This window comes from Halorhodospira halophila, assembly GCF_016653405.1.
Taxonomy (GTDB): Bacteria; Pseudomonadota; Gammaproteobacteria; order Nitrococcales; family Halorhodospiraceae; genus Halorhodospira; species Halorhodospira halophila_A.
Window position 1 is genome coordinate 114,908 of the sequence record NZ_NHSN01000001.1, and the last position, 21,949, is coordinate 136,856.

Sequence of the window (21,949 nt, forward strand, 5' to 3'; positions counted from 1 at the left end):
CCTCCGGGCGCTACTCCGCCTGCCCGGGCTCGGCCTGGCCGAGCCGGCGCACCCGCTGCTCGAGTGCCGCGGCGATGCGCAGCTCGGGCGTCTCTCCCTCGCCTTCGGCATCCAGCGTCTCCGCTGATACGGGCTCTCCGAGGCGGATCGTGATCCGCCCGGGCCTGAGCAGCCGGGTGCCGATGGGCATGACCCGATCGGTTCCCTCGATCCAGACCGGGATGGCCGGTACCGACTGCGCCTGGAGCAGAAGACCCACGCCCGGCTGAAACGCCTGCAGGCTGCCATCGGCCGAGCGCCGCCCCTCCGGGAACCAGACCAGCCCGTAGCCATCCCGTAGGGCTTTCGCACCGAGCGCCAGGCTGCCGCGTGGGCCGGTGTGCGGATCGATGGGCAGCACCAGGCAGGCCCGGCTGACCAGCCGCACCAGACGGTTGGAGAACAGCAGCCCGGTCCAACCACCCCAGCGCATGCGCACGATCCGGGCGTAGCGCATGATCGACCCCAGCGCCGGTGGATCCACGGCGCTCAGATGGTTGGGGACGAGCAAGACCGGGTCGCGCTCCGGCAGGTTCTCCAGGCCTTCCACGCGCACCGGCGCATAGGCCCGGAACAGAACCTGGTCGATGCCGTAGAAGATCGCCCCGAGCAGGCGCTCGAACCGCGTACGCGGCAGCATCCAGCGTAGTTGCTGGTCGCTGAGCATGGCCTCCGGGTCGCGCAGCTGTTCCACCAGGCCCGGCCCGCGGCTCTCATCGGGAGAGATCTCCGCGGCTTCGGCCGCCTCGCGCAGCAGGTCGCGGACGGTCTCGATCCGCCCCAAGGCCTCCTCCTCCAAGGCCACGCCGACGCTACCGCGTAGCTCCAGGGTCAGATCCACCCACCCCAGCGAGTCGAGCCCGAGGTCGAGACGCAGATTGCTGTCCGGGGTCAAGCGCACCCGCGGATAGCGGCGGACGAGCCCCTCCCAGACCCGGCGGGCAGTGGGGATCTGCAGCAGCTGCTGATCCTCCACCGCCATCCGCTCCTCGGGCATGGGACCGGTCTCGGCCGCCTTGGCGCCCTCGCCGAGCATTTCGAACAGCTCTCGCAGCTTGTGGCGGCGCAGCTTGCCCAGGCGCGTCCTGGGCAGCGGATCGGAGCTGACCCGATAGGTGCTGATCTGATGATGGCTCGGCAGGACCCCAGCCGCTTCGTGCAGGGCCTGGTTCAGCCGCTGGCGTACCTGCTCGTCGTCGAGATCCCGGACGGCCTGCGGGTCAGGGAACAGCACCGCCGCCAGGCGCCCCTCATGCTCGAGCACTCCGGCGTCGCGGACGGCCTCGGCAGCGGAGAGCGCGCCCTCGACCCGCTCTGGGTCGACATTCTCGCCGCCGGCGAGGACGATCATCTCGGAGGCTCGGCCCTCCAGGTGCAGGTACCCCTCCTCGTCGAACCAGCCCAGATCCCCGGTGCGGTAAAAGCCGTCCGGGGTGAACACCTCGGCACTCTTTTCAGGTAGGTGCCAGTACCCCTGGAAGACATTCTGGCCGCGAGCGAGCACCTCGCCGGTGCGCGCCCCCTCCTCGACAGGATCGATGCGCAGCTCCACACCCGGTAGCGGCAGGCCGGCCGCCTTCAGGCGCAGCCGATCCGGCGGGTTATAGGTCAGGATCGGCGAGGTCTCCGTGAGGCCGTAACCGGTCGCCACCTCCCAGCCCAGATCCCGCAGTCGCTCGCCGATCTCTGGATTCAGCGGGGCACCTCCGGCGACAACCATGCGCACCGAAGGGGCCATGCGCTGATGCAGGCTACGGAACAGGCGCCGTCCCAAGGGCCAGCCCAACCGGTGACGTGCCGCCCGGGACAGCCGGAGCATGCCCTCGAACAGGCGCTCGGCGCGCGCCCCCCGCTCGGCGACGCGGCCGCGGATAGCACCATCAAGGGCCTCGTAGAGCCGTGGCACGCCGAGGATGATGGTGGCATCCCCCTCGCGCAGCGCGCGCACGATCTGCGGACCGAGGACTGAGTACGGCAGCACGATGCTCGCACCCAACGCCAGGGGGGTGATCAGCCCGAGCGTAAAGGGGTAGACATGGTGGTACGGAAGCGGGACGAAGATCCGGTCGTCCCTCTGGGCTAGCTCCTGGCCGAGAAGCGCATTGAGGTTGGCGGTGATGTTGCCGTGGGTCAGCGGCACCCCCTTGGGCATCCCGGTGGTCCCCGAGGTGTAGAACAGCGTGGCCGGATCCGCCGGGGTGATTTCCGGCGCCGCCGGGCCGTCTTCGCGCAACCAGTCCCGCCAGCTTCGTCCGCTCCCCGCCGGTTCGTCGAGACGGATCATCTCCAGCGACTGCTCGAGTTCCAACCCCTCAAGCCGGCGCGCCGCTTCGCCGCCGGTAAAGATCCGCCGCGCACCGCTGTCAGCGAGGGCGTGGGTGAGCTCCGCACGCGGCATCTGGGTATCCAGCGGCGTGACTACCGCGCCGGCATCGAGGATCGCCAGACAGGCAACCACCCATTCGGCGCTGTTCGGCGCGAACAGCGCCACCCGTTCGCCGCGGTCCACACCGGCCTCCACCAGCCCGGCGCTCAGCTGCTGAGCGAGCTCGGCCACGGCCTGGTAATCCCAGCGGTGAAGATCATCCCGATCCAGCGCCCGGACGGCATCACGCTGCCCGCCCTCCTTAAGCCGGCGCACCAGCATCTGAACGGTCTGCAGTTCTTCGCTCACGTTCCCTCCTGTCTTGCGTCGGCAAGGCGTTCGGTCGAGTCGCGGCCCCGAGCCTGATACCATGTTCAGCTTCGATGGCAACCCTGACCGTTGAGAATGGCCGCAAATACGCAGGAACCGACCCGTATCCGAGAGATTCCCTATAACTATACGTCCTTCTCCGACCGAGAGATCGTGGTCCGTTTCCTCGGCGAGCAGACCTGGGACCTGCTCAACGAACTCCGGGGCGAGCGGCGCACTGGGATCTCAGCCCGCATGCTCTTCGAGGTCCTCGGCGATCTCTGGGTTGTCTCCCGTAATCCTTACATCCAGGACGACCTGATCAATACCCCAAGGCGGCTGCGCGCGCTGGTCAGCTCCATGCACCACCGCGTCGACCAGATCTTCGCGCGCGCCGATGGCAACCAGAAAGGCATCGACCTGGGCGAACGGGCTCGCCGCGCGGTCCGCGATTTCGAGCAGCACTATCGCCGTCAACGTCAACGCCGACAGCGCATCAAGCGGCGGCTCGCGCGCCACACGCGCAGCGACAACATCTGCTTCGACGGCCTCTCGCGGGTTTCCCACGCCACCGACGCCACGGACTGGCGCGTCGAGATCCCGTTCCTCGTCCTCACCCCGGATACCGAGGCGGAGATCGCCCCGCTGGTGGCGACCTGCATCGAGGAGGGGCTGACCATCATCCCCCGTGGTGGCGGCACCGGCTACACCGGCGGTGCCGTGCCGCTGGACGGCGACTCGGCGGTCATCAACACCGAGAAGCTTGATGCGATCGCTCCCGTCGAGGAAGTCGACCTCCCCGGGGTCGACGGACCGGTGAGCACCATCCATGTCGGTGCCGGCGCCGTCACCCGCCGGGTCAGTGAGCGCGCCGAGGCCCACGGTCGCGTCTTTGCCGTCGACCCCACCTCCCAGGACGCCTCGACCATCGGCGGCAACATCTCCATGAACGCCGGTGGCAAAAAGGCCGTCCTCTGGGGAACGACACTCGATAACATCGTCTCGTTCCGCATGATCACCTCCGAGGCCAAGTGGATTGAGGTCGAGCGCCTGGACCACAACCTCGGCAAGCTTGACGAGCTCGACACGGTGCGCTTTCGGGTCACGCACTACGCCCGGGACGGGCGCACCCAGGAGGGCGAGCCGCAGATCCTCAGTTTCTCGGGCACCTCGTTCCGCAAGCCGGGTCTCGGCAAGGACGTCACCGACAAGTTCCTCGGCGGCCTCCCCGGCGTCCAGAAGGAGGGCTGCGACGGACTGATCACCTCTGCGCGCATGCTCGTCCACCGCATGCCCGAGCACGAGCGCACCGTCTGCCTCGAGTTCTACGGCCACGACCTCCACGAGGCCGTGCCGGCGATCACGGAGATCCGTGACGACCTGCTCGCTGACGAGAAGGTGGCGCTGGCCGGTCTGGAGCACCTGGACGAGCGTTACATCCAGGCGGTGGATTACTCGCCCAAGGCCAACCGCAGCGAGATCCCCAAGATGATCCTTCTCGCCGATCTGGCCAGCGACGACCCCGACGCCGTCGCCGAAGCGTCATCGCGCATCGTGCGGCTGGCCAATGCGCGCAACGGCGAAGGCTTCATCGCGGTCTCGGCGGAGGCGCGGCGGCGCTTCTGGGCGGAGCGTTCCCGGACAGCCGCCATTGCCTCGCACACCAACGCGTTCAAGATCAATGAGGATGTCGTCATCCCGCTGGAGCGCCTGGCCGAGTACACCGAGGGCGTCGAGCGGATCAACGTCGAGCAGTCCATGCGCAACAAGCTCGCTATGCTCGACGAGCTGCTCGACTACCTGAACGGCGACATGCCCGAGGTCCGTCAGGTCAAGGACTTCGAGGACAGTGAGGAAGGCGACCGGATCCTCGCCGACAAGAAGGCAACCGCCCGTGAGCACCTGAGCCGCATCCGCGAGCGTTGGCAACGGATCCTGGAGGCCTTCGACGACCGCGCCGCCGAGCGTGATGACCTCCTCGATGAGACGGCCCGCGCCGACTGCCGCCCGGAGGACCGGATCATCGATCTGCTCCTGCGGCGCAGCCTGCGCATCTCTTACCGCCGGGAGGTCGAGCGACCGCTGGAGGAGTTCTTCAAAGGCCGCGACTTGCAGCCGGTGCGTGCCCGCTTCACCGAGATCCACGACCGGGTTTTGCGCAGCCGCCTGTTCGTCGCCCTGCACATGCACGCCGGTGACGGCAACGTGCACACCAACATCCCGGTGAACTCCGGCGACTACGGCATGATGCGCGAGGCCGAGCGGATTGTGGACCGCATCATGGAGCTTGCGCAGTCCCTGGGCGGCGTGATCACCGGCGAGCACGGCGTCGGCCTGACCAAGATGCAGTACCTGGATCCGGAGCAGGTGCAGCGCTTCGCCGAGTTCATCGACCGCGTCGACCCGGAGGGCCGTTTCAACCGGGGTAAGCTCATGCCCGGTTCCGGTCTCGAGAATGCCTACACGCCCTCGCTCTTCCTCGTCGAGGAAGAGGCGCTGATCCTCGAGGAGAGCGAGCTCGGCGAGCTTAACCGCGATATCAAGGACTGCCTGCGCTGCGGCAAGTGCAAACCGGTGTGCAGCACCCACGTACCGCGGGCCAACCTGCTCTACTCACCGCGCAACAAGATCCTGGCCGCGGGGCTGATCATCGAGGCCTTCCTCTACGAGGAGCAGACCCGGCGCGGGCTGTCGCTGCGCCACTTCGACGTCATGAACGACGTGGCGGATCACTGCACCATCTGCCACAAGTGCCTCAAGCCCTGCCCGGTGAATATCGACTTCGGTGACGTCACCATCCGGCTGCGGGATATCCTGCAGCGGCGCAAGCAGCGGCGTACGCGCCTGCAGACCCGGGTGGCCATGGGCTTCCTGAACCTCACCGACCCGCGCCTGATCAAGGCCCTGCGCCTGGGCATGGCGCGCTTCGGTTTCGCGGCACAGCGCCAAGTATCGCAGACCCTGCGGCGACTCGGCGTCTTCCCGCTCAAGCGCCGCCCCGGCAGCACGACCGAGCGTTCCAGCATCCCCGCCCAGGCGGTGCACTTCCTCGAGAAGCCGATGCCGTCCAACGTGCCGCCTCAGGGCATGCGTCAGATCCTCGGTGCCGAGGAGTCGGACCATATCCCGATCATCCGCGACCCGCAGAAGACCGACGAGAACAGCGAGGCGGTCTTCTACTTTCCCGGGTGCGGCCCGGAGCGACTGTTCAGCCAGGTGGGCATGGCCACCCTGGCCATGCTCCATGACGCCGGGGTGAAGACCGTTCTCCCTCCGGGGTACCTCTGCTGTGGCTACCCGCAACACGCCGGCGGCTACATCGATCGTGCCAAGCAGATCACTACCGCCAACCGGGTGCTCCTCCACCGGGTGGCCAACACCCTGAACTACATGGACATCCAGACGGTGGTCGTCTCCTGCGGCACCTGCATCAGCCAACTGGAACTCTACGAGTTCAACCGGATCTTCCCGGGGTGCCGCCTGATCGACATCCACGAGTTCCTGCTCGAGAAGGGCTATCGGCTGGAGGGCAGCGAGGCCACGCAGTACCTCTACCACGACCCCTGCCACCCGTCGATCAAGACGCAGAACCCGACGAGCGTGGCCACGGAGCTCATGGGCCAGCCCGTGCAGCTCTCCGATCGCTGCTGTGGTGAGTCGGGGGTCTTTGCCGTCTCCCGTCCGGATATCTCCAGTCAGGTGCGTCATCGCAAGCAGGAGGAGATCCGCCAAGGTGTCGAGTCGCTGACCGGGGCCGAGCGCGCCGAAGACGGCAACGTGCGGATGCTGACCACCTGCCCATCGTGCCTGCAGGGTCTGTCGCGCTATCGCGAGGACACGGGCGTCGAAACCGACTACATCGTCACCGAGATGGCCCGCGAACTCCTCGGCCAGGACTGGCAGGAGCGCTTCACGGAGCAGGCCCGGAAAGGCAGCCTGGAGAAGGTCCTGCTGTGACAACCGTAGGGTAGGCGACGGTGAGCGAGTTGATCGACGAGTTGCTGTGGCGATCCGGCACCTGGGTCCATGGGCATGTCCACGACATCGCCCTGGCCCTGGTGGCCACGCTGCTGGTGGTCTACGGGGGCAGCATCAACCGCTTCGTCGCCCGCCCCCTGCGGCCCTATCCGTGGCTGATGCGCGTGGGTGCCTTTGTCCTGATGTGCGCCTTCGGCTACGGTCTGGTCACGGTCTGGATCACGCCCCTGCTTGCCGAGGCCCTGCTGTATATCGAAACGCGCTACCTGGGCGTCGCGGTCATCGGCGCCTTCCTGGTCATCGGCTGGCTCGCCGAGCGCCGCAACCAGATCTGACGGCACCGTGTAGCGACCTCACCACAAGGAGTTCCACCATGCTGATCCTGCTGCTGGGCCTGATCCTGTTCCTCGGCACCCACTCGATCCGGGTTGTCGCCGACGATTGGCGGGCCAACCAGATCGCCGCCTACGGCGAGATTCCTTGGAAGGCCGCCTACTCGGTGCTCTCGCTACTGGGGCTGGTTATCGCCATTTACGGCTACGGGCTGACCCGGGTCGATGCCATCTGGGTGTGGACGCCCCCCACCTGGACCGCGCACCTGATGGCGCTAGTGATGATTCCGGCCTTCATCCTGCTCTTCGCCGCCTACGGGCCAGCCAACCGCATTCGCAACGCCATCGGCCACCCGATGTTGCTGGCGGTAGCACTGTGGGCCCTGGCCCACCTGATGGCCAACGGGCGCCTCGGTGACCTGGTCTTCTTCGGCGCCTTCCTGGCCTGGGCCGGCGTGACCTTCGTCTCGGCGCGGGAACGGGATCGCCGTCAGGCCACGACCCCGGCCGAACCGAAACGATTGGGGGATGCTTGGGCCATCGTCGGTGGGCTGATCGGCTACATCGTCTTCGCCCTGTTTCTGCACGTACCGATCACCGGCGTCCCGGCCCACTTGTAGGGACCCGGCACCCGATGGCGGGTCCCGCCAACGGGACCCGCCGGCTATCCTCCCGACCCGCCGGCTATCCTCCCGACCCGCCGGCTGCACGCGACCAGGCCTTGGGGAATAGGCTGACCACGGCACCGCCGCGGTACATGCCGATACCGACGGTATGGCCGTGATGGCGCAATACGCTGTGTCCTCCCTCGGCCAGGCCGACGCAACGCTCCGGCCCGGGGAACAGCGGCTCGCGGCGGAAAAAGGCGTGGACCTCGTCCCGGTCCAGCTCCAGCACGGGCCCCCGGGCACAATGGCCCAGGGCCATGACCCCGGCCGTGGAGGGCTTGGGCGGCCGGGTCTGCGCCCGCACTGCCGGAATCCCGCTGCGCACGACCGGCACCCCTCCCGCCGCGACATGGCCGGAGGCGACCACCTTGGCGTACTTGCTGCCCTCGAAGAAGGCCGTCAGCCCATCCAGAACATCCTCCGGCACTCCGAGTTCGTCCTTGAAGGTCTGCAGCAGAACCCGGGCGCGTGGCTCCTCCTGCACGGCAGGCAGGTCATCCGCTGGGTTCTCGCGCTCACCGCTGCCCACACGACGCAACACCGCCACGAAAAAGCCCCCGGTGTCGTTGTGGTGGGGCCACAGGCGTCCGCAGGACTCCATCTCGGCGCCGTAATGGGCCCCGTCCCATGCCTCCAGGCCTGGGCTCAAGTGCAGCCCCGACACCCTTGCAGGTACCAACTCGAACGCGCCCGGAGCTCGCTCGAGCGCGGCAGCGACCACCGCCTCGTTCTCTTCCGGGGCAAACGTGCAGGTCGAATAGACCACCGTCCCCCCGGGCCGCGTCAGCGCCATCCCGCGCAGCAGCAACCGCTTCTGCCGCTGAACGAGCCGCTCGCGGAACGTCGGTGATGTCGGCTCGGCGGCCGTCGCGGTCTTGCGAAAGGTGCCCTCGCAGCTGCACGGGGCATCGACAACGACCTTGTCGAAACGACCCGCAGCCCAGGGCATGCCCTGCCCGTCGCGAACGGTCTGGGAGACATTGAACAGCCCGTGCCGTTTGACCGCCTGACCGAGAGCTCCCAGGCGGCCGGCACTGGCGTCGTTCGCGACCACGGTGCCCCGATTGGCCAGGGCATCTGCAATCTGGACCGTTTTGTTCCCCGGGGCGGCACAGAGATCGAGGACCCGTTCGCCGGGTCGCGGATCGAGCAGTTGCACGGGCAACAGCGAGGCAGCTTCCTGGATCTGGTAGAGACCGGCGATGGCGCCCCAGTGGTGGCCAGGCCGGAATCCGCCTTCAACCAGTAGAGCATCCCCCTGCCAGCCCAGCGGCTGCGGATCCCACCCCTCGTCCCGCAAAAGGCTGGCCAGCTCATCTCTGGAAAGCCGCGTCGTATTGGCGCGCAGACACGGGGTTAGTGGCCGCTGAAGGGTGCCGCAGAAAGCCTCCCAGTCGTCAATCAGGGGTCGGTAGCGGGTATAGGCGCTCTCACCCCGGGCCAGATCCTCGGGCGGCTGGTATCGCTCTCTTCGGGCCACGCTCCCTCCGGGTCAAAACCGTTTATTGTAACCGGCCGCGAATCCTTCGGGCACGATGGAAGCTGCACAGCGCCCGCGTCCTTCCCAATAACCCTGCAGTCTGTGCGAAACTGCCCCGAAGAAAACCGCCCTTGTGCGGGCCCGGTCCGGGGGTGTGCCGGACGATCCGGGAGGAGACCGATGCAGCAAAGGGGCGATGCCGGCAAACGCTCCGGGGCTTTCACCACCGCCGGTCCGGGCAACGCCCCCGTGGGGGTTCAGACCTGGCTGGCAGCGCTGGATGCCATCGAGGTTCCAATCTTTATCCACGATGCCGAGCACCGGATCGTCGAGGCTAACCGGGCCTACTACGAGCAGGTCGGCCTACACCCTGAAGACGTGCTTGGGCGCCCCTACTACGAGATCTTCCCCCGACGCGACGGCCCCCTGCCCGGCTGCCGCCACGGACTCCAAGCAGCACAATCCGGGCACGGCAAGAACGATCCGACCGGGGACGCGGCGCTGGAAGAACGCTTCACCGTGGATACCGGCGAAACCTTCCTGTCGCGCTCCTTCGCCGTACACGACGAGGAGGGCACCTACCGGCACTCGGTGCACATCCTGGAGGACATCACCGAGCGCAGCCGTGCGGAACGGGAACAGACCCGGATCCACCAGGCCTTGCGCGAGCGCGAGGAGCAACTCCACCGACTGTTCGAGAACATGACCGAGGGCGTGCTGGTGGTCACCCCGGACGGTACCGTGCGTTACGCCAACCCGAGTGCGGCACGGCTCTTCGCGCGCGACAGCGCAACCCTGATCGGGGCCGTGATCGGCCTGCCCATCGGCGGACCCGATGCCCAGGAAATCGAGCTGCGCAGTCCCGGCGGGGAGTTGCGGACGGTCGAGATGCGCGTGCGTGAGATCCACTGGCAGGACCAGCCAGCCCACCTGCTCAACCTGCGCGACGTGACCGAGCGCAAGCGCATCGAGACCGAACTGCGCCAGGCCGCTATCGTCTTCGAAGAGGCCCGGGAAGCCATCCTGGTCACCGATGCCGAACAGCGCGTGGTCGCGGTCAATCCGGCTTTCACCGAGATCACCGGGTATGCCGAGCAGGAAGTCCTCGGCAAGGACCCGGCGCTGCTCTACTCCGGTTTCCACGATGAGGGCTTCTACGAGGCCATCCACCGGGCCCTGGCCGAGCGCGGCTACTGGACCGGGGAGATGTGGAACCGGTGCCGGGATGGCACCACCTTCGCCAGCCTGGTTACGATCCGCGCGGTCTATGACAGTACCGGGCAGCTGACCCATTACATGGCGGTGCTCGCCGATATCTCCCGGCTCAAGGAGTATCAGAGCCAGCTGGAGCGGATCATGCACTCAGATCCGCTCACCGGCCTGCCCAATCGCCTCGTGTTCCAGGATCGCCTCCATCAGGCCCTGGTGACCACGCAGCATCACACCGGCTGTTTCGCCGTTCTCTCCCTGGATCTCAACGATCTCAAGGCGATCAACTACAGCCTCGGCCACGCGGTGGGCGATGCCATCTTGCAGCAGCTCGCCGAGCGGCTGCGCGCCACCCTACGCGAGGAGGACACCGTAGCCAGGCTGGGCGGCGACGAGTTCGGTGTACTGCTCCTCGGCGTCCGGGACGCTAGCGAGGTGGCAACAATCACCGAGGGATTGAGCCGGGCGTTGGATGCCCCCTTCCAGATCGCCGACCGGAGCATTCCCATCGCCGCGAGCATCGGCATCGCCGTCTATCCCGAACAGGAAGCCGGTGCGGCCGACCTCTTCCAGCAGGCGAATGCTGCCATGCATCAGGCCAAGCGCGAGGGCATCAACTACCGCTTCTTCAGCGAGGAACTCACCGAGCAGGCCCGCGAACGGGTTCAGCTGGGCAGCGAGCTGCGCCAGGCCCTCGACGAGGGCGGGTTGGAACTCCACTACCAACCCCAGATCGAGCTGAGTAGCGGTGCCTGGGTGGGGCTGGAGGCCCTGGTCCGCTGGCACCATCCGGTACAGGGCTGGATCAGCCCGGAGCGGTTCATCCCGGTGGCCGAACGCATCGGCCTGGTGACCGCGCTGGGCGCCTGGGTCCTCGAGCAGGCCTGCCGGCAGGGACGCGCCTGGCTCGACGCGGGCTTTAACTTCGGCCGCCTGGGGGTCAACTTCGCCGCCCCGGAACTCACTGCGCCCGATCTCGGCCAGCGCGTACTGGCCACGCTCGAGCGCACGCGGCTACCGGCCCGCCACTTGGAGATCGAGGTCACCGAGCGCCTGCTGGTGGATCCCGATCCGGTGGTGATCGAGCAACTGCAACAACTGCGCGATCACGGCGTCACGGTGGCGCTCGACGATTTTGGAACCGGCTACTCGGCGCTTAGCTACCTGCGGGACCTGCCGGTGGACCGGCTCAAGATTGACCGCAGCTTCGTCGACGGTCTGCCGGAAGACGAGCGCACACTGGCCATCGCCCAGGCGATCGCCGGCCTCGGCCGTAATCTCGGTTTTACCATCATCGCCGAGGGGGTCGAGACACCGGCGCAGCGTGAGGCGCTCATCGGCATCGGCTGCCCCTGGGCCCAGGGGTTCCTGTTCGCCCGGCCCGCGCCGGTCGCCGGGATCGAGGCCATGGCCCCGCACTTCCCACGGGGCGCCCTATAGCGAAGGAGGCGGAGAAGCCGGCCGCGCAAAATAGAAGCCCTGCAATAGGTCGACACCGACTTCGCGCAGCCACTCGGCCTCATCCCGCTCCTCGACCCCTTCGGCAACGGTCGTGGTGCCCAAATTGCGGGCCATGCCGACCATTGCCTCGACGATGGTCGCCTGCCCCGGGTTGCGATGCACGTGCCGGATCAACTCGCGGTCGATTTTCACGAAGTCCGGCTCAAGATCCTTGAGCAGATTCAGGGAGCCGTAGCCGGCCCCAAGGTCGTCCAGGGCGATGCGGAACCCACCCTGCCGATACTGATCCACGATGTGGCGCAGGTGACGGTGGTCGGAGATCGCTTCGGTCTCGACAACCTCGAAGACAATGCGCCGCGGGTCCAGGCCAAGTTTCTCCACGGCGCCCACGGTGGTGCGCAGGCAAAAGGCCGGGTCGTAGATGGCCGTTGGCCGGAAGTTGATGAACAGGTTGGCCTGAATCCCCTGGAGGTGGCTATCACGGATCGCCGCCACGCGCGCCAGTCGATCCAGGTGAAACTCCAGATCAGCCAACTCCGCCGCCCGGAACATCGCCCCGGGTGCGATCACCCCCCCGTCGCCGCCGACCCCGCGCATCAGGCACTCGTAGGCGAACACCCGCTGCGGATCCCGTGCATCAACGAGGGGCTGATAGTGGATCTGGATCCGCTCGCTGCGGATAACCTCCAGCAGCCACTCGTGCTCGGCGCGAGCCACCCAGGTGGAAAGCGGACGGGACTGGAACAGCGACCGGGCGTCGAACACCTCACCGTGCTCCATGAAGACAGCGGAACCGGCGGCCATCTCTGGTTCGCTCATCAGCGGCTCCAAGGCGGCGAGCAGCACCGGCAGCGCCTGCCCCGGTACCTCGACTCCCATGACCCCGGCCGCCGGGAACCGCACCCGCCACCCGGCGTCACGCAGTCGGACGTAGACCCGATCCCGCGTGTGCTGCAGCGGCGGGGCCAGGTAGAACGTCCCCGGGGCCGGACTCAGATCGGGCAGCTCCGGGCTGCCGGGGCAGATGGTGGGAACTTCAATGGTCATCGGTACGCTGCTCTCCTTGGGTGACGACTCCGTACGGTGGCGGACAGCCCCGCGCTGCTGCGGTTTTTTCACGCCTAGCCTAATGCATGGCCCCGGAGAACTCCCATAGTGGTGCCGGCGAATCTGGCACAATGCGGCTGTCTCACCACAACGGGGGTTCCCATGGAAGATCCGCGCGCTGTCTCCACGGGCATTGCCGGCCTCGACGAGATCCTCGATGGCCTGCGCCTGGGGGACAACGTCGTCTGGCGTGTCGAAGATCTCGACGACTACCGGGCATTCCTCAGGCCTTTTGTGGAGACCGCCCGCGAACAGGGGCGTGCCATCATCTACCTGCGCTACGGGCAGCACGCCCCCCTGCTCAACCCCGGCTCCGGCGTCCGGGTGGTGGAGATCGATGCCCGCGGCGGCTTCGAGGCCTTCACCAGCCGCGTCTATCAGTTGATCACGGACTACGGCCGCGGCGCCTTCTACGTCTGCGACTGCCTGACCGATCTCCTCCAGGCCTGGACCACCGATTACATGGTGGGCAACTTCTTCCGTGTCGTCTGTCCATACCTTTTCGAGCTCGACACGGTCGCCTACTTCGCCTTGTGCCCGCACAGTCACTCCCACGGCACCCTGGCGCGGATCCGCGAGACCACCCAGGTACTGATCGACGTGCGCCGGGCCGGCGATGAGGTGCATATCCAGCCCGTCAAGGTCTGGCGGCGGCACTCACCGACCATGTTCCTGCCCCATCGCCAGCGCGGCGAGCGGTTCTTGCCGGTGACCGACAGCAGCGACGCCACGCGGTTGCAGGACCGGCTGGAGCGCCAGCACCAGGAGGATCGTCAGCGCCGCCTGCTCGACTACTGGGATCGCTTGTTCCTCAGTGCCGGGGACTGCCTGGATCAACCCGCCGACGACCCCCAGAGGTGCGCGATCCTCGAGGAGCTGCTCGGGGCGTTGGTCGGGCACGACCCGCGCCTGCTGGGGCTCGCGCGGCAGTACCTCGGTCTCGACGATCTGCTGGCCGTGCGCGCGCGGATGATCGGCAGCGGGCTGATCGGCGGCAAAGCGGTGGGCATGCTGCTGGCGCGCAACATCCTGCTGGCCGAGGACGCACAACGCTGGCAGGCGGCGCTCGAACCCCACGACTCCTTCTACCTGGGTTCCGACGCTTACTACGCCTACATCGTGCACAACGGATGGTGGCCGCGGTTAATGCGCCAGCGCACCGAGGCGGGTTACTTCGAGGAGGGGCGCGAACTGCACCGGGCCATGCTCGAGGGTGAGATGCCGCCAGAGATCCGCCCGGAGCTCGAGCGCATGCTCGATCACTTCGGGCAGTACCCGATCCTCGTGCGCTCCAGCAGCCTTCTGGAAGACGGCTTCGGCAACGCGTTCGCCGGCAAGTACGAGAGCATCTTCTGCGTTAACCAGGGCAGCCCGGAGCAGCGACTCGCCGAGCTTGAGGAGGCCATCCGTCGGGTTTACGCCTCCACGCTGGCCGAGGATGCCCTGGTCTACCGTCGGCAACGGGGGCTCGATCGCCTGGAAGAGCCGATGGCTCTGCTCATGCAGCGGGTCAACGGGCGCTACCACCGCCATCTCTACCTCCCCGATGCCGCCGGGGTCGGCGTCTCACGCAACCCCTTCGTTTGGGACGCGGGGCTCGACCCAAAGGCGGGCATGCTGCGCCTGGTGATGGGCCTCGGCACACGGGCGGTGGATCGCATCGGCACGGACCACGCCTGTGTCGTCGCCCTCGATCAGCCCCACCGCCGCCCCTTCCGCGACCGGGAGGACCTCTACCGGTTCTCGCAGCACGAGGTCGACTGCCTCGATGTCAACGCCAACAGCCTCGCCTCCCTACCCCTGCGGGAGCTGGTTGCCCAGGCCGAGGACCTCCCGCTGGAGCGGCTCGGTGAGCTAGACCGTGCGGCCACGCAACGGGCCCGCGAACTCGGCGACAGCAACCCGGTCTGGCGGTTGACCTTCACCCCGCTGCTGCGCAGCGAGGATTTCGTCACCCGGGCCGCAGCCATGCTGCGGACGCTGGAGTCTGCCTACTGCCACCCCGTGGACGTGGAGTTCACCGTGCATCTGGATGAGGTCGGCACCGCCTCCTTCAATCTGGTCCAGTGCCGCCCTCTGCCCACGCGTGGCGAGGGCTCGTTGGCGCCACTGCCCGAGTCGGTCCCCGAAGAGCGACTGTTCATGCAGAGTGAGGGCCACTTCATGGGCGGCAATCTGGATCTGCACCCGGGGCACATCCTCCGGGTCCACAGCAGCCGCTACGCTGCCCTGAGTCGTGAGGCGAAGCATCAGGTGGCCACACTCATCGGCGTGCTCACCCGCCGCTTGGCCGAGGAGGAACCCGGCGCACCCATCGTGCTCATCGGACCGGGCCGTTGGGGGACCAGCAGCCCAGAGCTGGGTGTGCCAGTCGGCTTCGCGGACATCAGCCGCGTGGCGGTCCTCGCCGAGGTCGCGGAGATGGGATCGGAGGTGGTGCCCGATCTCTCCTTCGGGTCCCACTTCTTCCAGGATCTGATCGAATCGGGGATCGCGTACGTGGCGCTGTTCCCGGGAAGGCCCGGCAGCACCTACCGGCCGCAATGGCTCGACGGCGGCCCGGCACAGCCTGCCGAGACGCCCCGCGGCCAGGGCGCCCCCGACGACATATCGGCGGCGGTCGAGCACTTCCGCGTTCCGCCCGGAAGACTGCGCCTCGCCGCCGACCTCGTCGAGCAGCGCCTCCTGGCCTACCAGCCCTAGATCAGCCCCATCGCTACCATGGCATTGCTGACCTTGATGAAGCCGGTGATGTTGGCACCGGTGACGTAGTCCCCGGGGACACCGAACTCATCGGCGGTTTCGTAGCAGTTGCGGTGGATGTCGACCATGATCTCGTGCAACCGCTCCTCGGTGTGCTCGAAGGTCCAGGAGTCGCGGCTGGCGTTCTGCTGCATCTCCAGGGCGCTGGTGGCCACGCCGCCGGCGTTGGCCGCCTTGCCGGGACCGTAGGCGATCCGGGCCTCCTGGAACATGCGGACCGCCTCGGGCGTACAGGGCATGTTGGCCCCCTCGGCCAGCGCGGTGCAGCCTTTGTTCAGAAGCTCCCGCGCGTCCTTGCCGCTGATCTCGTTCTGCGTTGCGCAGGGCAGCGCCACGTCACAGGGGACGGTCCAGATGTTGCCATCCTCGACGTACCGGGCCTTCGGCCGCTCGTCGGCATAGACGGAAATGCGCCGCCGCTCCACTTCCTTGATACGCTTGATGCGCTCGAGGTCGATGCCGTCTTCGTCGACGACGATACCACTCGAATCGGAGCAGGCGATGACCTTGCCGCCCAGCTTGCGGATCTTGTCCATGGCGTAGATAGCCACGTTGCCCGAGCCGGAGACCACGCAGGTCTTGCCCTCAAGATCCTCTCCACGGGCCTTGAGCATCTCCTGCAGGAAGTAAACGGTGCCGTAACCCGTCGCCTCCTTGCGGGCGCGGCTACCGCCCCAGGTCAACCCCTTGCCGGTGAAGACACCGGATTCGTAGCGGTTGGTGATCCGCTTGTACTGGCCGAAGAGGTACCCCACCTCGCGCTGACCGACGCCGATGTCACCGGCGGGCACATCGGTGTACTCGCCGAGGTAGCGGTAGAGTTCGGTCATCAAGCTCTGGCAGAACCGCATGATCTCGTCGTCGGAGCGGCCCTTCGGATCGAAGTCGCTACCCCCCTTGCCGCCGCCGATGGGCATGCCAGTGATGGCGTTCTTGAACACCTGCTCGAAGCCAAGGAACTTGATGATGCCCAGGTACACCGAGGGGTGGAAGCGCATGCCGCCCTTGTAGGGGCCCATGGCGCTGTTGAACTCCACCCGGAAGGCGCGGTTGATGTGGATCTCCCCGTTGTCGTCTTGCCAGGGAACCCGGAAGATGATCTGACGCTCCGGCTCGCAGATCCGCTGGATGATCTTGTGGTCCGCGAACTCCGGGTATTTGCTCATCACCGGGCCGAGGGTCTCCAGGACCTCGTGCACCGCCTGGTGAAACTCACTCTCGCCAGGGTTGCGGCGAACAACATCCTGATAGATCGGTTCCAGTTTCTCGTCGAGCCGTGCGGTCATCTTCTTCTCCGTTTTTCAGTGCCCCGGAGACCCGTGCGGCCCCCGACAGGACGATATCTCTTCTCCGGCGGGCGCCCGGACGGATCCGGCACCCACCGACAGGATCTCAGGCGCGGGAAGTCTGCACTAAAAACGGACCCGTGTGCACCATCCCGGTGCCACGGCGATCATCTCTGTGCGGCATACGGTCGCCGGTGAACGGCTCAGACGCCGCGGATCGCCCCTGCCATCCGCTCGATGCCAGCGAGGGTAAAGACCAGGATGATCAGGATGATCAGCACTGCCACCGACCAGGTCAGCACACGCCCCCAGAACGTGCCCTCAAGGATCTCTCGCAAGCGGCCCATAACGATACCCCAATCTCTCGCGACCACGGTCTCGGCCTCATCGAGAGTTTGATGCAGCGTGCTCCTGCTCGTTCCACGCTGCGACATCAAGCCGTGGGCAGCTTTGCCACGTCAGTTGTTGCCGCCCGACGGCCCCTTGCCGCACATGTCCGCGATCGCGCAGACCCCGCACCCCCCGTGACCGGCCCCTTCCCCCTCCGGCGTGGTAGGCCCGAGTTCCGGGTGCCGGCGCGCGAAACGGCGCGCCGCACCCTGGACACCGACCCAGCCGACAACCAGCGCAAAGATGACGAGGAACGCCGCAACGTAGGTGCCCATATCGGCTACCCCCCGAGTCCAGCGAAGCCCATGAACGCCAGCGACAGGACCCCGGCCAGCATCAGGCTCATCGCCGCGCCGCGGGCCACGGAGGGCACGTCGGCCAGATCGACCTGCTCGCGCAGGCCCGCCATCAGTACGATCGCCAGGATGAACCCGGCGCCGGCGCCCAGGCTGTAGGTCACCGACTGCAGGAAATCGTACTCGTAGCTGGTCTGGAACAGCGCCACGCCCAGGATCGCGCAGTTCGTGGTAATCAGCGGTAGGAAGATGCCCAGTGCCCGGTAGAGGGGCGGGCTGAACTTCTTCACCACCATCTCCACCAGCTGCACCGCCGAGGCGATGACGGCGATGTAGGCGATCAGGCTCAGGAACTCGAGCTCGAAGTAGCCCAGCACGATGTTGATGCCGTAGGCGGCCAGCGACGCGATGAGCATGACGAAGGCACTCGCCACGCCCATGGGAAAGGCCGTGCCCAGCTTGCCCGACACCCCGAGGATGGGGCAGATGCCGAGGAACAGGGCGAGCACGAAGTTGTTGATGATCGCCGCATTGAGGAAGATGTAGCTTAGGGAATCAGCGTCCATCGGCGGTCGCCTCCTTACCGGCAGCGGCGCGCTTGTTCTGCCGCTCCTTGATCCAGGCAAAGAGCAGCAGCCAGCCGGCGAGCACGAAGAACCCGCCCGGCGGCAGCAGCATGATCACCCAGGGCTCGAAACTGTCGGCGAAGACCTGAATACCTAGGATCTCCCCCGCCCCGAGGAGCTCACGCACAGTCCCGAGGCAGAGCAGTGCCAGCGTGAAACCGGCCCCGACGCCGAGGGCGTCAATCAGCGTCTTACCCAGCGGCTTGCGCGACGCGAACGCCTCGGCCCGGCCGAGGATCATGCAGTTGGCCACGATTAGCTGAATGAACGCCCCGAGGGCGTTGTAGATATCCAGGCTGATCGCCTGAATCGCGTAGTCGACCACCGTGACGAAGCTCGCGATGATCACGATATAGGAGGCGATGCGCACCTCCTTGGGGATGAAATCGCGCAGAATGGAGACCAGCCCGGTGGAGCAGACCAACACGAGGGTCGTAGCCAGCCCCATCGCCAGCGCGTTCTCGGTGGTGTTGGTCACGGCCAGCACCGGGCACATCCCCAGGAGCATCACGAAAACGGGGTTCTCCCGCCAGATGCCGCTGAGGAAGGTATCCATGGTGATCGGTTCTTGCTCACGCTTGGCAGCCATCACTCATTCCTTTCCAGCTCGGACCAGTGCCCCTGGAGCTGCGGCAGTCGCTCGTCCGCGCTCCGGTGCAGCATGTCTCCGATGGCTTCGGCGGAGACGGTGGCCCCAGTGATCCCGTCAATATCGCCGGGATCCTCGCGCTCTCCCGGGTCTACGGTGCGGATGCCGTGCTTCAGTCCGGTACCGTCCTCATTCAGTGAGGCGTCCAACCCTTCGATACTGCCCAGGAAGTCCGGATCGGTCTCGATCCGGTCCCCCAGACCCGGCGTCTCCTGGCTCTCCAGGACGGACATGCCGACAATGCACGCGCAGGACGGGTCGTAGCCGTAGAGGATGCGGATCACATCCGCATACCCTCGCCCCGAGGCCTCCAGCGCCACTCCGGCCAGGGCGCCGTCCTCGGTATAGCCGGCGTGGATGATCGGGCCTCGCTCCTGGGCGTCCTCCTTCGGCACCGGGCCCTCGTCGGTCAGCACGAAATCCCGGCGTTGCGTAGCCCCGGGGATGACGTCGAAGACCGCCTGCTGCAGCGCCCGTTCGTGGTTCTCGGCGATGATCGGCCGGGTCCACTCGACCACGCTGACCACCAGCAGCCCGGCGAACAGCGCGATCACCCCCAGCGTCCCGATCAAACGCAGGCTGGAGGTCGGCGTCGGCGCCACCTGCTGGGACTGGGCTGCTTCGCTCATTGCCCCCTCCTCTTGCGCAGGCCATACATCCGCGGCTGGGCAATGCGCTCGATCAGCGGCACCGCCGCATTACCGAGCAGGATCGCGTACATCACACCCTCGGGAAGACCACCGAAAAAGCGGATAATGACCGTCAGGAAGCCGATCAGGATGCCGTAGATCCAGATTCCGGCCGGCGTTACCGGCGACGAGGACATATCGCTGGCCATGAAGAAGGCGCCCAGCATCAGGGCCCCGGAGGCCAGCACGAAGAGCGGATCCGGGTAGGCGGCGGGATCCAGGGCGTAAAACACGCCGGCCGTGGCCGCGGCACTGCCCAGCACCGAGACCGGCACGCGCCAGTTCACCGCGCCACGCAGCACAAGGAAAAGGCCGCAGACGAGGACCAACAGCGCCGAGGTCTCCCCGGCCGAGCCGGCGATGGTCCCGAGCATGAGGTCCCACGTTTCGGTGGCGATCTGCCCCTCGAACTTCCACTCGGCCAGCGGGGTCGCCGTTGTGTACGCGTCCACCGAATCCGGCGTCATGAACGGCAGGGCCAGCGTCGACGGCAGAAACTCCGTGAAACGATCAGCCAGGCCGGCCTGCGTCCAAGTGGAAGACGCCTCGGGGAAGGCCGCGGCGGCGAAGGCACGGCCAAGCAGCGCCGGGTTGAACGGGTTGTAGCCCAACCCCCCGAACAGCGCCTTGCCCAGGGCGATGGCCACGAAAGCCGATACCGCCGCCATCCACAGCGGGAAGGCCGGCGGCAGCGTCAGGGCCAGCAACAGCCCGGTAATGACCGCACTGTAGTCCCCGATCGTACTCGCACGACCCGATAGCTGATTGAACAGCTGCTCGGTCAGGACCGCCGTGACGGTGGTCACCACTAGCAGTGCGGCGACACTGATGCCGAACTGGTAGACCGAGAAGGCACACACCGGCAGCAGAGCCAGGACCACCGAGCGCATGATGCGCTCGACCGTGTCCGGCTCCTTGATGTGGGGCGATGTCTTGATCTCGATACGCGGGCGCATTAAGAGGCTCGCTCCCGATTCAGCGATTTGGCAATCCGGAAGTACTGCACCAGTGGGATGTTCGAGGGGCAGACGTAACTGCAACAGCCGCACTCGAAGCAGTCATTGAGATGGAAGCGCTCTTCCATGGCCTCGTACTGCCGCTTGGCTGCAAGCCGCCCGAGCTCAGCCGGGTTGAGCCCCACCGGACACACCTCCACACAGCGACCGCAGCGGATGCACGGCTGCGTCGGCGGGCGATCGGTCTCATCGCCGACCCCCTCGGGCAGCACCAGCACCCCCGAGATCCCCTTCGTGACCGGCACATCCAGGAACGCCACCGTGTTCCCCATCATCGGCCCACCGAGGATGATTCGGCTCGGATCATCTCCCTCGAAGCCGACCTCCTCGAGCAGGTAGCGCAGCGGCGTGCCGACAGGGACCCGATAGTTGCCGGGGCGTTCCACGCCGGGACCGGCCACGGTGATGACGCGCTCGATCAGCCCCTCCCCGCGCGGGAGCAGGTACCCGAGCTGCGCCATGGTGCCGATGTTGTTGACCACGGCCCCGATCTCGTAGGGCAGGCCACCCGAGGGCACCTCCCGGTCAAGTAGGGCCTTGATCAACATCTTCTCCGAGCCTTGGGGGTACTTGGACTTGAGCTGCACCACCCGGATGGCGTCTTCTTCGGCGACCGCCTGCTGCAGCGCGGCGACGGCATCGGGCTTGTTGTCCTCGACGCCGATCACCGCCTCCGGAGCACCCACCGCCCGCATCGCCAAGCGCACGCCGGCGATGATGGACTCGGTGGCTTCGATCATCAGCCGGTGGTCGGTACTGAGAAAGGGCTCGCATTCGCAGCCGTTGACCACCAGCGTGTCGATGGCGTAGCCCTCCGGCACCGAAAGCTTCAGGTGGGTAGGAAACGACGCCCCCCCCTGCCCGACGATCCCGGCGTCCTGAATGGCCTCGATGAGCTCCTGACGCGAGAGGGCATCGAGATCCCGCTCCCGGCTCCAGCGCACCACCTGACTATCGCCCGGAGCCGTGCGCAGGAGAATCGCCTCGGTCTTGGGACCGCGGGCGGTGGGCATGAGCTCGACCCCCTCCACGGTACCGGTCACCGGGGCGTGGATCGGAACCGAGGGCCAGCCATCCGCCTCGGCGATCGGCTCACCGCGGCTCACCTCCTGCCCACGGGTCACCAGCGACCGCGCCGGACGCCCGAAGTGCTGCGTCAGCGGCAGCACCATGCGCGGGGCAAACGACAGACGCCGAATGGGCTGCTTGCGGGTCTGATCCTTGCGCCCCGGGGGCTCAATCCCCCGGGGGAAGGTCAGTCCACCCAGAAAGGACAGCACGCTCAT

General features: G+C 66.9%; 16 protein-coding genes. 5 read left to right on the forward strand and 11 right to left on the reverse strand.

Features of this window, described 5'->3' with window-relative positions:
- Positions 1-10: 10 nt before the first annotated feature.
- A complete protein-coding gene (locus CCR79_RS00545; protein WP_242510760.1) occupies positions 11-2,686 on the reverse strand; it encodes an AMP-binding protein in 2,676 nt (891 codons plus the stop codon).
- Positions 2,687-2,809: 123 nt separating this feature from the next.
- Here CCR79_RS00545 and CCR79_RS00550 point away from each other — a divergent pair, with 123 nt between their 5' ends.
- Genes CCR79_RS00550 through CCR79_RS00560 form a run of 3 tightly spaced genes read left to right on the forward strand, consistent with a single transcriptional unit; the run spans position 2,810 to position 7,643 of the window.
- Positions 2,810-6,670: a DUF3683 domain-containing protein gene (locus tag CCR79_RS00550; RefSeq protein ID WP_201167306.1), complete on the forward strand. Its 3,861-nt coding sequence runs from the start codon at positions 2,810-2,812 to the stop codon at positions 6,668-6,670.
- A gap of 20 nt (positions 6,671-6,690) precedes the next feature.
- Complete coding sequence (locus tag CCR79_RS00555) at positions 6,691-7,026, forward strand: DUF3392 family protein (protein ID WP_201167309.1); 336 nt, start codon at positions 6,691-6,693, stop codon at positions 7,024-7,026.
- Positions 7,027-7,064: 38 nt separating this feature from the next.
- The gene (locus CCR79_RS00560) at positions 7,065-7,643 is read left to right on the forward strand and encodes an NnrU family protein (protein ID WP_201167324.1); all 579 of its coding nucleotides are present in this window, start codon (positions 7,065-7,067) and stop codon (positions 7,641-7,643) included.
- 64 nt (positions 7,644-7,707) lie between these two features.
- Here the strand turns inward: CCR79_RS00560 and CCR79_RS00565 are convergent, their stop codons facing one another.
- Complete coding sequence (locus CCR79_RS00565) at positions 7,708-9,171, reverse strand: RsmB/NOP family class I SAM-dependent RNA methyltransferase (RefSeq protein WP_201167327.1); 1,464 nt, start codon at positions 9,169-9,171, stop codon at positions 7,708-7,710.
- A 180-nt stretch (positions 9,172-9,351) separates the two neighbouring features.
- On the opposite strand from CCR79_RS00565, the gene CCR79_RS00570 reads away from it, so the two are divergent.
- On the forward strand, positions 9,352-11,820 hold the full coding sequence (locus CCR79_RS00570; protein ID WP_201167330.1) for a sensor domain-containing protein: 2,469 nt from the start codon (positions 9,352-9,354) through the stop codon (positions 11,818-11,820).
- On the opposite strand, the gene CCR79_RS00575 is transcribed toward CCR79_RS00570, so the two are convergent.
- Complete coding sequence (locus CCR79_RS00575) at positions 11,815-12,888, reverse strand: EAL domain-containing protein (protein WP_201167333.1); 1,074 nt, start codon at positions 12,886-12,888, stop codon at positions 11,815-11,817. The two genes, CCR79_RS00570 and CCR79_RS00575, sit on opposite strands and share 6 nt — an antisense overlap.
- Positions 12,889-13,050: 162 nt before the next feature.
- On the opposite strand from CCR79_RS00575, the gene CCR79_RS00580 reads away from it, so the two are divergent.
- Entirely contained in the window at positions 13,051-15,651 is a 2,601-nt protein-coding gene (locus CCR79_RS00580) for a PEP/pyruvate-binding domain-containing protein (RefSeq protein WP_201167336.1), read from the forward strand.
- Here the strand turns inward: CCR79_RS00580 and gdhA are convergent.
- The 8 genes from gdhA to rsxC form a co-directional block, all read right to left on the reverse strand.
- On the reverse strand, positions 15,648-16,997 hold the full coding sequence (gene gdhA / locus CCR79_RS00585; RefSeq protein ID WP_201167339.1) for an NADP-specific glutamate dehydrogenase: 1,350 nt from the start codon (positions 16,995-16,997) through the stop codon (positions 15,648-15,650). The genes CCR79_RS00580 and gdhA overlap by 4 nt on opposite strands.
- 203 nt (positions 16,998-17,200) lie before the next feature.
- Positions 17,201-17,371 (reverse strand): hypothetical protein, encoded by a 171-nt coding sequence (locus CCR79_RS00590; RefSeq protein ID WP_201167342.1) that lies wholly within the window; start codon positions 17,369-17,371, stop codon positions 17,201-17,203.
- A gap of 84 nt (positions 17,372-17,455) precedes the next feature.
- Positions 17,456-17,662 (reverse strand): hypothetical protein, encoded by a 207-nt coding sequence (locus CCR79_RS00595; RefSeq protein ID WP_201167345.1) that lies wholly within the window; start codon positions 17,660-17,662, stop codon positions 17,456-17,458.
- 5 nt (positions 17,663-17,667) lie between these two features.
- Positions 17,668-18,249, reverse strand: a complete 582-nt coding sequence (locus CCR79_RS00600) for an electron transport complex protein RnfA (protein ID WP_201167363.1) — start codon at positions 18,247-18,249, stop codon at positions 17,668-17,670.
- On the reverse strand, positions 18,239-18,898 hold the full coding sequence (gene rsxE / locus CCR79_RS00605) for an electron transport complex subunit RsxE (RefSeq protein ID WP_201167366.1): 660 nt from the start codon (positions 18,896-18,898) through the stop codon (positions 18,239-18,241). Before rsxE ends, CCR79_RS00600 begins: the two co-directional genes overlap by 11 nt.
- Positions 18,898-19,587 carry an FMN-binding protein gene (locus CCR79_RS00610; RefSeq protein ID WP_201167369.1) on the reverse strand — a complete coding sequence of 230 codons (690 nt, stop codon included), beginning with the start codon at positions 19,585-19,587 and terminating at the stop codon, positions 18,898-18,900. Before CCR79_RS00610 ends, rsxE begins: the two co-directional genes overlap by 1 nt.
- Positions 19,584-20,603, reverse strand: a complete 1,020-nt coding sequence (locus CCR79_RS00615) for an RnfABCDGE type electron transport complex subunit D (RefSeq protein WP_201167372.1) — start codon at positions 20,601-20,603, stop codon at positions 19,584-19,586. Before CCR79_RS00615 ends, CCR79_RS00610 begins: the two co-directional genes overlap by 4 nt.
- Positions 20,603-21,949 carry an electron transport complex subunit RsxC gene (gene rsxC / locus CCR79_RS00620; protein ID WP_201167375.1) on the reverse strand — a complete coding sequence of 449 codons (1,347 nt, stop codon included), beginning with the start codon at positions 21,947-21,949 and terminating at the stop codon, positions 20,603-20,605. The genes CCR79_RS00615 and rsxC overlap by 1 nt, the downstream gene beginning before the upstream one ends.

Bases quoted from the DNA above. Each gene is read 5' to 3' on its own strand.
- CCR79_RS00545 (WP_242510760.1), bottom strand. From the start codon at position 2,686: ATGCTGGTGCGCCGGCTTAAGGAGGGCGGGCAGCGTGATGCCGTCCGG.
- CCR79_RS00550 (WP_201167306.1), top strand. From the start codon at position 2,810: ATGGCCGCAAATACGCAGGAACCGACCCGTATCCGAGAGATTCCCTAT.
- CCR79_RS00560 (WP_201167324.1), top strand. From the start codon at position 7,065: ATGCTGATCCTGCTGCTGGGCCTGATCCTGTTCCTCGGCACCCACTCG.
- CCR79_RS00570 (WP_201167330.1), top strand. From the start codon at position 9,352: ATGCAGCAAAGGGGCGATGCCGGCAAACGCTCCGGGGCTTTCACCACC.
- CCR79_RS00575 (WP_201167333.1), bottom strand. From the start codon at position 12,888: ATGACCATTGAAGTTCCCACCATCTGCCCCGGCAGCCCGGAGCTGCCC.
- CCR79_RS00580 (WP_201167336.1), top strand. From the start codon at position 13,051: ATGGAAGATCCGCGCGCTGTCTCCACGGGCATTGCCGGCCTCGACGAG.
- gdhA (WP_201167339.1), bottom strand. From the start codon at position 16,997: ATGACCGCACGGCTCGACGAGAAACTGGAACCGATCTATCAGGATGTT.
- CCR79_RS00595 (WP_201167345.1), bottom strand. From the start codon at position 17,662: ATGGGCACCTACGTTGCGGCGTTCCTCGTCATCTTTGCGCTGGTTGTC.
- CCR79_RS00600 (WP_201167363.1), bottom strand. From the start codon at position 18,249: ATGGACGCTGATTCCCTAAGCTACATCTTCCTCAATGCGGCGATCATC.
- rsxE (WP_201167366.1), bottom strand. From the start codon at position 18,898: ATGGCTGCCAAGCGTGAGCAAGAACCGATCACCATGGATACCTTCCTC.
- CCR79_RS00610 (WP_201167369.1), bottom strand. From the start codon at position 19,587: ATGAGCGAAGCAGCCCAGTCCCAGCAGGTGGCGCCGACGCCGACCTCC.
- CCR79_RS00615 (WP_201167372.1), bottom strand. From the start codon at position 20,603: ATGCGCCCGCGTATCGAGATCAAGACATCGCCCCACATCAAGGAGCCG.
- rsxC (WP_201167375.1), bottom strand. From the start codon at position 21,949: ATGAGCGTGCTGTCCTTTCTGGGTGGACTGACCTTCCCCCGGGGGATT.